12 protein-coding genes are annotated in these 11,269 nt (G+C 63.2%); 10 read left to right on the top strand and 2 right to left on the bottom strand.

Translation table 11 applies throughout. The annotated features are described in order from the left end of the window. Positions 1–176: 176 nt before the first annotated feature. The 10 genes from FHR90_RS16190 to FHR90_RS16235 all read left to right on the top strand — a co-directional run bounded on the left by FHR90_RS16190 (position 177) and on the right by FHR90_RS16235 (position 8,689). Positions 177–1,310, top strand: coding sequence for a baseplate J/gp47 family protein (locus tag FHR90_RS16190; protein ID WP_176622440.1), 1,134 nt, complete (start codon positions 177–179; stop codon positions 1,308–1,310). 12 nt (positions 1,311–1,322) lie between these two features. Next, positions 1,323–1,964: a hypothetical protein gene (locus tag FHR90_RS16195; RefSeq protein WP_176622442.1), complete on the top strand. Its 642-nt coding sequence runs from the start codon at positions 1,323–1,325 to the stop codon at positions 1,962–1,964. Further along, complete coding sequence (locus FHR90_RS16200; protein ID WP_176622444.1) at positions 1,961–3,013, top strand: hypothetical protein; 1,053 nt, start codon at positions 1,961–1,963, stop codon at positions 3,011–3,013. The genes FHR90_RS16195 and FHR90_RS16200 overlap by 4 nt, the downstream gene beginning before the upstream one ends. A gap of 64 nt (positions 3,014–3,077) precedes the next feature. Next, positions 3,078–4,493, top strand: coding sequence for a glycine-rich domain-containing protein (locus FHR90_RS17695; RefSeq protein ID WP_176622446.1), 1,416 nt, complete (start codon positions 3,078–3,080; stop codon positions 4,491–4,493). Positions 4,494–4,734: 241 nt separating this feature from the next. Next, entirely contained in the window at positions 4,735–5,208 is a 474-nt protein-coding gene (locus FHR90_RS16210) for a hypothetical protein (protein ID WP_176622448.1), read from the top strand. 64 nt (positions 5,209–5,272) lie between these two features. Next, a complete protein-coding gene (locus FHR90_RS16215) occupies positions 5,273–5,575 on the top strand; it encodes a hypothetical protein (protein ID WP_176622450.1) in 303 nt (100 codons plus the stop codon). 108 nt (positions 5,576–5,683) lie between these two features. Next, the gene (locus FHR90_RS16220) at positions 5,684–7,036 is read left to right on the top strand and encodes a hypothetical protein (protein WP_176622452.1); all 1,353 of its coding nucleotides are present in this window, start codon (positions 5,684–5,686) and stop codon (positions 7,034–7,036) included. Beyond that, entirely contained in the window at positions 7,033–7,185 is a 153-nt protein-coding gene (locus FHR90_RS16225; protein WP_176622454.1) for a helix-turn-helix domain-containing protein, read from the top strand. Before FHR90_RS16220 ends, FHR90_RS16225 begins: the two co-directional genes overlap by 4 nt. 244 nt (positions 7,186–7,429) lie before the next feature. Beyond that, positions 7,430–8,056 carry a glycoside hydrolase family 108 protein gene (locus tag FHR90_RS16230; protein ID WP_176622456.1) on the top strand — a complete coding sequence of 209 codons (627 nt, stop codon included), beginning with the start codon at positions 7,430–7,432 and terminating at the stop codon, positions 8,054–8,056. A gap of 273 nt (positions 8,057–8,329) precedes the next feature. Continuing rightward, complete coding sequence (locus FHR90_RS16235) at positions 8,330–8,689, top strand: hypothetical protein (protein WP_176622458.1); 360 nt, start codon at positions 8,330–8,332, stop codon at positions 8,687–8,689. Between the two features lie 232 nt (positions 8,690–8,921). Here FHR90_RS16235 and FHR90_RS16240 read toward each other — a convergent pair whose 3' ends face one another. Both FHR90_RS16240 and FHR90_RS16245 read right to left on the bottom strand, forming a co-directional pair. Beyond that, positions 8,922–9,389, bottom strand: a complete 468-nt coding sequence (locus FHR90_RS16240; protein WP_176622460.1) for a hypothetical protein — start codon at positions 9,387–9,389, stop codon at positions 8,922–8,924. Positions 9,390–9,463: 74 nt separating this feature from the next. Next, positions 9,464–11,269: DEAD/DEAH box helicase (locus FHR90_RS16245; protein WP_221188295.1), on the bottom strand; the 1,806-nt coding region annotated here is incomplete at its 5' end.

The raw sequence follows: 11,269 nt of genomic DNA on the forward strand, positions 1-11,269 counted from the left end.
CTCGAATCGGATGTCGCCACGGACCCGGCGCCGAGCGTCGCGGTCACAAGCAACGGCGTCGGTATGACCGTGGTCATGGTCGAGTTCACCGACGCGACGTCCGGCGTCCCCCAGACCCTGCAGATTCCACTGAACTAGCCGGCCCTCAGCTCCGGCATCGATACCGGAGCAACACCATGGCGATATCCATCCGGGCGGCAGCCGACTGGGTCCTCGACCAGTGCGCGGCGGCTCAGCTCGCTGCCAGCACAGTGCTCGACACCTCGGTCGGCAGCGTGTTGCGCGCGATTTTCGAAGGCACGAGCACGGTAGCGACCTGGCTGCAGGCTGAAGTATTGCAGCTCGCGATGATGATGCGTTTGAGCACCGCGACCGGTGCTGACGTCGACAGCTGGCTCGCCGACTGGGGTCTGACCCGGCTGCCTGCGGTTCCCGCGACCGGCACCATCACTCTGAGTCGCTACACCAGCACCGGGTCCGCGACTGTCGAAGTTGGTTGGGTCGTCCAAACGGGCGATTTGACCCAGCAGTACCAAATCACGGCCGATGGCACGAATCTCTACTGGAGCGCCAGCGTCGGTAGCAGCGGCGGCTATATCATCCCCGTCGGCACGGCATCGATTACCGTGCCTATCAGCGCCGTGACTGCTGGCTCTGCTGGTAACGTCATCGCTGGCGCCATCGACCTGGTCGGCACTGCGATGCCGGGCGTTGACCTTGTATCCAATGCCACTGCGACCGGCGGCGGTGCTGATGCCGAGAGCGATGTCGCCTTCAAAGCGCGGTTTCTGCTGTTCATCCGTGGGCTGACGAGCGGAACGATTCCGGCGGTCCAAGTAGCTATCGCGGACACGCAGGAAGGCCTGACGTACTCGATTGCCGAGAACCAAGACGAGCAAGCGAATTTCAGCCCTGGCCATTTCGTAATCACGATTGACGACGGCAGCGGTTACCCGCCGGCGGCACTGAAAACTGTCGTGTATGCTGCAGTCGACGCGGTCCGCCCGGTTGGCAGCACATTCAGTGTGCAGAGCCCGAATGTCATCCCCGTCGCTGTCAGCCTTACACTGACGCTGGGTTCCGGGTCGACGAAACTCGCTCTGACGCCGGCGATTCAGTCGGCCATCTCGACTTACATCAACAGCCTGTCGGTAGGTCAGATTCTCAGCGTAACCCGCATCGCGCAGCTGGCCTACAACGCCTCTCCGGTCGTCACCAATGTCAGCTCCATCACACTGAACGGCGCCGGCACGGACCTCCAGCCGGCGGCAAATGCGGTCGTCAAAGCGGGCGCCGTCACCATCAACTGAGCGAGCTGACCGATGGCCCAGGGTGACCAAACCGATTTCCTGAGCCGACTGACCAGAACCCTGCCGACCGGCTGGTTCCCGAGTTCGGCACCGGTTCTGCAATCGGTGCTCAGCGGAATCGCGCAGTCGTTCGCCGACATATTCTCCCTGGCCGGCTTCATCGCATCGCAAGCTCGGCTACGGACCGCATCCGGCGCCTGGCTCGACGCCGCCGTATACGACTACCTTGGCCTGTCGTTTTCACGTGCCGCCGGTGAGTCCGATGCCAGCTTTCGTGCCCGCGCGATGGCGGCCATCCTGGTCAACCGGAACACACGCGCCGCCGTTCGCGGAGCTTTGCTGAACCTGACCGGGCAGCAACCCCAGATATTCGAGCCGCGATTCACAGCGGATGCAGGCGGCTACGGCACGGTCGGCACAGCGTACAACGCGGCCGGCGGGTGGGGTTCGTACCGTATGCCGTTTCAGTTTTTCATCACGGCATACAGACCGGCCGCCGGGTCCGCGTTCACCGCGACTGACGCGCAGATTCAGGCCGCCGTAGTCAGTGTGCTGCCGGCTGCGGTCGTCGCCTGGATTCGAATCGTCGACCCGAGCGCGATTGGCTCGCTGCTGGATATCAATTTCTATCTCGACAAGAGCACGATGGCATGACGTACTCACCGAATTTCGTGGCCGGCGCCATCCTGCATGCTGCGGACCTGAACGGCGCGTTCAACGCTGTCGAAGGTGATATCAGCGCCAACACGACCGCGATTGCTGCCGTCCAGGTGACCGCCTCAGCTGCCAATGCCGCCGCCAGCGCTGCATCTGCCGCCGCGGCCGCAGCTCAGGCGACTGCGAATGCCGCGGTGCCCAGCTCGGCCCTGGGTGTGACTGTCGCCACGCTGACGGGCGGGTCGCTGCCGGTGTCCCAGCTGCCGACGAGCGGTATTGTGACCTCGATTAACGGCAAAAGCGGCGCTGTTACCTCGTCGCCGGCGGACTATCAACTCGCTCGCGATATTTCGACACCGAAGCCGGTCCTCAGCTCTTTCACGCAGACAGTTGCCTCAACCGCCAACGCACAGCTTGCGGCGGCGACGACTGACCTCGGCGATGCGCTGCTTGTGACCAACCTCGCGAACGTCGCGACCAGTGCCTCAACCGGCCTCACCGCATACGGCATGTTCAAGCCGGTCAAGGCCATCGATGCCATCACGATGGTCGTCGAGCCGGACGAGTTCTACGTCCTGAACGCCGGCCAGAGCTCGGTCTACGGTCCGCACATCGGCATCGGCCTGCTGCTATCGAGCTCGTCTGCAGGGCCATCGACCAAAATCTATTGCGCGAACGGCGTTTACGGACGCTCCAGCGGCGGCCTCTGGGCGGCTGTCACCGGCCAAGCGCAGTCGTATGCGAGCAGCTCGTCGAACCCCGCTGATATGACCTCGGGCTCGCTGAATTCGGGTATATCAATACCGCTGTATCAGCGCATCTGGCTCAAGGTCACCGGCATCCAGTCGGGGTCGCTTGTGTTCTCAGCGTCCGTCAACGGCAGAAATTGGTATCCGGCCGGCACCGCCACGGTGACCGCGTCTACGGTTCTCGCGGTAGGCTTCTACGGTATGTGCCCGTACGGCTCGGCCAAGATTCCGAACTACGCCCAGCTCGTGGGCTGGGGCCAGGCCGACAGCTCCGGCAACGCCATCACCGCCTACTAAACACCCCAATCCTCGACACCCTGACGCCACCTCGGCGCCGGGCCGAACACTCGCGAGCTCCGCCATGGACAGAACCATCGTATATCCGAGCGCTCTACCGGCGGACACGGACATCCTGCAGCCGCAGCGCGACGCAGCTACGGCTATAGGATTCCTGACTGCGGCGGCTATCGGCCCCGGGCGCGCCGACGGCTTCGGTACCGTCCAGGTCCCGGGTTCGATGAGTGTGTCGGTCGGAAACGGCAGCGTGACGACGCTCGGAGTTGTCGATGGCTCAGCATTCGGGTCGCTGCCGGCGGATTCGACGCCTATTGTGAAAACCGGCATCGTTCGGCAGTCGACGATTTTGCAGACGCCGGCGCCAACGTCGGCCGGTCAGTCCATCAATTATTTGGTCCAGGTCGCATACGCGGAATCCGACACGTCGCCGAGCGTGCTTCAGTATTACAACGCCGCGAACCCCGTTCAGCAGTACTCGGGCCCTGGAGGTGCCGGCGGCTCTCAGAATACGCGTCGCCTGCAGACCGTGCTCGTGAGCGCGAAAGCTGGCTCGGCGGCGGCCACCGGTTCGCAGACCACGCCGTCGCCGGATTCTGGCTATCTCGGTGTTTTCGTCGTCACCGCGACCGCCGGCAGCAGCACGCTCACAATCGGTCCGTACAACAACGGTGCGTCGATGGTCGGCGACAAATTGCCGGTCACGAACACCAAGCTGGCCGCCTTGACCGCGTCTGTCGCCGGAATTCCGGCGCAGGTCGCGTCGAACACGACCGCCATCAGCACCAATACCGCCAACATCGGCACCCTACAGACCCAGGTGGCCGCGAACACCACAGGCCTGGCGACCGCGAATACGCGCATCTCGGCTATCCAGAGCGGTGTCAGTCGGATGGCCAACTGGGCGGCGGCCGGCAGCTATACGTTCACCGTACCGCCCAACGTCTCCATCCTGAAGGTCACCGTCGTCGGAGGCGGCGGCGGGGGCGGCGGGGGCACGACATCGAACGGCGGCGGAGGCGGAGGTGCGGGCGGCACGGCGTGGGGATATGTGCCTGTCTCGCCCGGCGCGCAGTACACGGTCACCGTCGGTGCCTCGGGCGCGGGCGGCAACTCAGGCGGCGATGGCTCAGCCGGCGGCAGCTCCAGTTTCAGCAATCTGCTATCAGCATCCGGCGGCAGCGGTGGCTCCGGCGGCGCGAATACACTCGCCGGCGGCGTGGGTGGCACCGGCTATCTCGCGAGCACCGGTGTGAACGCAGGTGTCACGCTCGCCGGAGGCTATGGCGGCGACGGGTTGTCGGGTTCCACGGCTGCTGGCCAAGGCGGCACATCGAGTGAAGGCGGCGGTTCACGCGGCAACAAAGCAAGCGGATTCCTCGGTCAGGGCGCGCTCGGTTCTGGCGGCGGCGGCGGTTACGGCACCTCGTCGCCTGCGGGTGGTGCAGCCGGCATCGTTGGTATCGTCAGCGTCGAGTACTGATGCCGGCTGTCGCTGATTCTGTAAACGAATTTATGCGAGCGAGCCGATTTGTACGCGTTTTGATGCAGCCGTACGTGTTTTGGTGCTCGAAGGCTGATTTCTACGTGTTCTGATGCGGGCGAATCGGCATACAGGCGTTTTTAGCTTCGGAATCTGCCGCAGGCATATTTCATCGGCCGAATGCCATTTCGTCGTCCTACGACCGTTTCTGCGCGTTCCGAATTTCTGAGAGACCCCGAAAATGGACGAAATCACCGTGCCGGGCCCGGCGCGAACATACGCGCTGGTCGAGAACGCGCTCGTGATGCAGCTCGTGCAGAGTTCGACGCCGATATCCGAGCTGTTTGTGCCGGGAATGCCCTGGCGCGATGTGTCGGATGTGTCGCCGGCCCCGCAGGTCGGTTGGAGCTACACGCCGGCAACTGACACTGCCGCCGAGAGCTACAGTGCGCCGGTCGTTCAGCCTGTGACGTCAATCTCCGGGTCTGCGTTCCTGGCGCTGCTGTCGTCCGACGAGCTCACAGCGATTACGAAAGTCGCCATCTCCGATGCCGGCACGTTGGCCTGGCTGCTGTCGTTGTCGATGGCCGGCTCGGTCGTCCAGCTCGATGACCCGGCGCTGAAAACCAAGCTCGATGCACTGGTGTCCGGCGGCGCCCTGACCGCTGACCGCGAGAGCGTGCTGCTGGTCGGCGGCGTGACACCTGCGAACTGAATAGAAACCTGCGGCGTCGGCTCCTCGGCATCGTGAAACCATTGATTACAGCGAGACATTTACGATGCCGACGAACAGACAGAGCCGCGACGATGATGCAAGCGGACCATTCCATTTCAAGCGCGGCATCGATATCGCCGTAGCGATTACGCTCGCTCTGCAGATTCTCGCCGGAACATGGTACGCCTCGGCGGCCAACGCGCGTCTCGCGAATCATGAAATCCGTATTGTAGCTCTAGAGAAGTCGTCGGCCGAGACGGTCGACAAGCTGACGACCGCCATCTTGGACATCGATGTCCGGCTCGCCCGAATTGAGACCCAGCTCGCATCCGTCCAGCGCCAGCCGACAACGATAATCGCGAAATAGTTCGCGTAATCGGTGCTTTTTTCTTGACTTCTGCCATCGCAATGCTGCAGACTCAGAAGTGAAACTCATCAATCAGATGAGAGCAACAAGAAGCGTAGAGGAAGCGCGATGAACAGGCAGCAGACTACACTACAGGATTACTCAGCGCAAGAGCTCGATGCAATGCATCAGCAGCTCGGCGGCTGGGACGCGGTTGCGGCGCATCTCGGTGTCAGTGGTCGCACGCTCAGCAGATATCGCGCTGGATTGTCGGCGGTCGAGGCTCCGGTCGAGCAGGTTTCTGCGCCGGCTACCGCTGTATCAACTGACCTGACGGACCTGGTCGCTCAGCTCGCGGCGGCGATGTCGGCACAGTCGGCGGCGACACAGCAGTTGCTGCTGAAAATCTCCGGGAACGGTGCGGTTGTCGAGCCGGTCCGGAAACCGGTGACGCAAAAGCCTGTGGCGGCACAGCGACCGGCGGCTCAGGCAACCAAGGCAGACGTCCCGGTTTTCGACCGCCTGCAGGCGGCGAAGCGCCGCGCTGCTAAACACCATCCCACGGACCAAAAAGACCTCGATTCCGAATACGTCGGGCCGCTCGGTGATGGACGTCCGTATGCCGGCGAGATTTTCGGAGTATCGAAGAAGCGCCGCCCGCGCATCGGTGCGACACCGGTCACTAGCCCGCGCACGACACTGGTCATCGGCGATTCTCATTTCCACCCCGCCATCACGCCGCTCACGATGCGTGCGATGACTCTGGTTTCGCTGCATGCCGCGGCGATTCAGCCTGAGCACCTGGTCCACATAGGCGATGGCGGCGACTGGTCCAGCGTGTGTAGGCACGTCCGGAACGACACCTGGAAAGCCCGCGAGAAGCCTTCGCTGCGGCAGGATTTGGATTGCTTCCGCGAGAACTGGATTCAGCTGAATCGGGCTCTCGATGAACACGGCGTGGCGGTCGGCAAGCGTAACTACTGCTGGGGAAATCACGACGCTTGGCTGAGCACGTTTGAAGACGACCATCCCGAGCTTAAGGGCCTGGCAACTGGAGAGCTCAGCGAGATTCTGCGTGACTCCGGTTGGTCGGCGACAGACTACGGCGAGTACTATTTCATCGGCGGCGTGGCCTACACGCATGTACCGCTGAACGGCATGGGGCGTCCGGTAGGCGGCCAGACCGGCGAAAACACGGTCGCCATGCAGAGCTCCCGCGATACGGTTTTCGGACATACGCATCGATACGCGATGGCTCGCAGGCCGCGCATGGATGGTGTCATTGGAACGACGCTCAACTGCGGCTCCAGCATGCCTGAGTACTATGTGGGCGAGTATGCCCAACTCAGTCAGGGTCGCGCTCTGGACTACGGTGTTCTCGAAGTCGTCGACTTTGACTGCAGAATTCAGAGCCACCGTTTCGTGACCATGCGCGAGCTGGAGGCACGCTACGGCGCCGATGCGGACAGGAGGCTCGCATGAGAACCTCGGTCGACAAGGCCCGCATCGTCCAGCTGCACGCGCAGCACCTCGATGCCGCCATCATCGCCGAGCGCCTCGGATGCAGCCGCCGCGCCGTGCACCTGGCCATCCAGCAATGGACCGCCGCCCAGGCGGAGCAGCCATCGTGAACCGCATACCGCCGCCGCACCCCGCCATCCGGCTGCACGAGATTCAGGCGCTGTCGATTTCCGATATCGCAGCTCGGCTTCGAACCCCGCCAGACGACGTGTCAGCGATACTGAAACGTCATCGAGAAGCCGAGTACGACCGGCAATTCAGACGAGCTGTCAGCCGATTGCGGCTGCGCACACAGCAATTCTCCTGACAGCGGCACCCACACGGGTGCCGTTCTCATTTTAGGGCACCCATCCCATGCCGACACGATTCGATACCTGCCTACAATTCACGTGGCGCCCGGAAAACGATGGCCAGCAGCTGCATGTCACCGCCGGCGACCGGGGTGGGGCGACGAGCTGGGGTGTGACAATCGGCACGTATGCGGCCTGGCGCCGCGGTCATGGACGGTCAACGCCGACGGTCGCGGACCTCGCAGCGGCACCGAAATCCGAGCTGGCACAGCTGTATGCGGAGCTGTTCTGGAATCCGATTTCGGGTGCCCGGCTTCCCGTCGGGGTGGACTTGGTGTGCTTCGATTTCGGCGTGACATCAGGTGTCGGTCGGTCCGCGCAGCTGTTGCAGGAAATCCTGGGTGTCACCGTCGACGGCCGTGTTGGACCGGGCACGCTACAAGCCGCGCTGTCCGCCGACCGCATCACGCTCATCCGCTCACTCGCTGCCCGGCATGAGCAGTACTACCGGTCTCTCAGCGATTTCCCGAGATTCGGCCGTGGCTGGCTAAGGCGAAATGCCGACCGCCTGACCGCCGCCCTGGCATCTCAGCCGGCCAACACCAACACGCCGACGAATACGAACCTGGCCGCCGGTACCCCGAAGTCAGGACTACTGGGAGAGCTGCGCGATGCCATTTCACATATCTGAGCGCCTGCGCCGGCTGCGGTTCTCACACCGGGCGCTGGATATCCTGCTTCGTCAGCTCACACAGAAATCGACCGTGGTCGCGCTACTGAATGCGGTTGTTTTGCTCGTCGGGTATCACGCCGACCCGGCAAAAATCGATGCCGTCGGTCTGCTGCTGAGCCTGGTCGACACCGTGATTCTGGCTCTCGTGCAAGAGCGGCCCGGTCCAGGTCCCGGCTGCCCGCCGCCACCGCCGCCTGACGACACCTGTGCACCAGCACCGGGAGATGCACCATGCCCATAGTCGCTACCCTGCTGGCCTCCCGGCTCGCACGCCGCATCCTCGCCGGCATCGTCACCCTGCTGACCATCGCCGCCCTGGCGTTCGCGGCACATCACGAGCACCAGCGGGCCATCACCGCCGAGGCCAAAATCTCCGCCGCCCAGGCCGAAACAGCCGCCATCCGCGCTCAGGCCGCCGCCTCGATTACCGCGCTGGAATCAGTCGCCGCACGCACCAACGCCCGCACTCAAGCCATCGGACACATTCGAGATGAGATTCATGCCGCCCCAGCCTCCAGCAGCTGCGCTGATTCTCCTGCTGTGCGGGCTCTGCTTACAGGGCTGCGGGAACGGTCCGCCGGCACGCATTGATGTTCCTGCGAGCCTGTTGAGCTGTCAGCCGGAGCCGACGGTGCCGCCGGATGGGCTGACTGATGCGGCTCTGGCTGAGTATGTGCTGCGGCTCGTAGATGCCGGAGATGATTGCCGGGTGCGGCTGTCAGCGGTAGCTGGCGTGCTGGCGGTGCAGAAATCGAGATAGAATGAAGAACCCCGGGTTGCCGTCACTGGCGCCCGGGGTCCTTTTGCGTTTTCGGCCCTACAATTAGCCCGTCGACCTCACACGTTGCAGCGTATCCAAACCGCTCCCGGACACCGCGAAATCAATCGCAATGTCAGCCAGCCGCGGCAGCTCCATCCACCACCGATACGCCAGCGCTCGAATCTGTCGGCGGTTGGTATCGGCATCGATGCGAATCTCGGCATCGTGCAGCGCATGAATCACATCGCGAATCCGTACGCCGGCGAATCCGAGGAGACGCGCTTCGTCAATCCAGATTTCGCTGCCGGCCGGAGACCAGGACAGCTCGATGCGCGATGGCCGCCGGCCGACCCATCTGTTGAATTTGTCGAATTCGGGGTTGGCGATGTGGTTCTCGACAAAGAGTCGGCTGCGCGGGTCGTCGTAGTGCGCCCAGTCGCCGGGTTGGGCGTGGTTGTCCTGCACGAAATACACAGCGCCGTATTTGTCAGCGGCTCGGGCGGAATGAGAACGAGGTTTCGAGGTCGGCATGGTTGTCTCCATGGTGTGCTGTTGTTATCGGGTAGGTGACCCGGCGGCATGGTGACCGCCGGGTGTGGGTGGTATCAGTCCAGCCAGCTGAGGGCGTCGTCTGCGTCGTCGCCGGCCGTCGGGGTCGAGTCCAGCGCAGCCGCCAAAATCCGCTGCTTGGCCACCAGCCTTTTGGCAATCAGCAGGTCGATGCTGCCCTCCAGAACCGCGTGCTGCACCAGCACCGAGTTCTGCTGACCCAAGCGGTGTGCACGGTCCTCTGCCTGGCTCATGGCGGCAGGGGTCCAGTCGAGCTCGGCGAAAATCACGTGCGATGACGCGGTGAGCGTGAGCCCGACCCCGGCTGCTTGGATATTGCCGATGAAAACCCGCACCCCGGGGGCATTCTGGAATCTGTCCACAATTCCCTGCCGGCGCTCTGGCGGCACATCACCAGTGATGGTCACAACCCCCAACTCCTGCAGGCCCGCTTGCAGAGCTGAGATGACGTCCTTGTGGTGCGCGAAAAGAATCACCTTGCCGCCCTCGGCAGCATCGCGTGCCAGCTCGACGACCGCATCGACTTTTGCCAGCGCGGTATCGTGCCGGATACGCGAAATCTCGGTGAACGCAGCCTGCACATCAGCTCGCTTGCGCTCCAGCTCAGCCCTGTAGGCGCTGTTCGCATCTCCACCCGCGGCTTTCAAAGCTGCGAGCGCGGCCTTTGCTGCCCTGGCCTGAGCGAGGATTTTGCTCTCGGCAGCAATCGCCTTGCGGGCAGCGGGAGTATCGGCCGGCAGCTCAATCAGCTGCCGCACTTTCTCCGGCAGGTCTGTCAGCACATCGCTTTTCATCCGGCGGACCATAATGGTCGACCGCAGGCGCTCCTGGAGGGCGGTGAGATTCGATGCGCCCGAGAAATCCCAGCCGAACCGGGTTTTGTGCCCGTTGCAGTAGGCCCGGCCGTAGTCGAAAAAGCTCGGGAATTGCCGCGGCGCCAGCGAGTTCAACAGGGTGAACGCCTCTGCCGGCCTGCTCATAATCGGCGTGCCGGTGAGGTACAGGCGCCTGCGAGCCTTGATGCCCTGGACCTCCTCGCCGCCCTTTTTACGCCCGCCCAGGATGTTGAGCGTGCGCTTGGCATCTCTAGACTTCACATACTGAGCCTCATCGAGAATCAGCATGTCCCAGTCGATGGCCCTGATGGCAGCGGCGGTCGGCGTATCCCTGCTGAAAATATCGTAGGTGCCGATTGTGATGTTGGTGTCTGCCGCCGGCAGCGCCTTGGTGGTCGCAAACCCGATTGTCAGCTCCCGGCTACCGAATCTCTCAATCTCGCGCTGCCAGTTTCTGGTCAGCGAGGCGGGGCATATAATCAGAATGCGGTTGAGCGAGGTATCGAGATTCAGCACTCCGATAGCCTGCGCCGTTTTGCCAAGGCCCATGTCGTCGGCCAGCAACACGTTCTCGCGGCCGGCGGCGTATGCGATGCCGGCGAGCTGGTAGGGCATGAAATTCAGGCCGCTGCCGCAGGGCACCTCGATATCAGATGAGGTTGCGTGCGAGGCCGCAATCTGGATAGCGGCGGCCGCTTTCCGTTCTGCTGCCGCGGCCTGCTGGGCCTCCATGCGCATATTGATGATGGCCAAGGTGGCCTCGTCGACCTCGGCGAGTTCAGCAACTGCCTGCGCCCGCGAGGCGGAGTTCGAATACCATCGGCTGATGCTCGGGTCCCACCTGAAGCCGGCAGAACGGGCTGCATCGCCCTCTGCGTAAACTGTTTTCAGCAGGAACTGCTGAGATGCATTGTCGAAAGTCAAAATCATGGCCGTTTCTCCCTGTGTTGGTTGCACCGGCAGCCAGATTTCCCCTCCGCATTGCCCTGCTATTACAGGATGGCA

It is taken from the genome of Endobacter medicaginis (assembly GCF_014192375.1).
In the GTDB taxonomy this organism is placed as follows: domain Bacteria; phylum Pseudomonadota; class Alphaproteobacteria; order Acetobacterales; family Acetobacteraceae; genus Endobacter; species Endobacter medicaginis.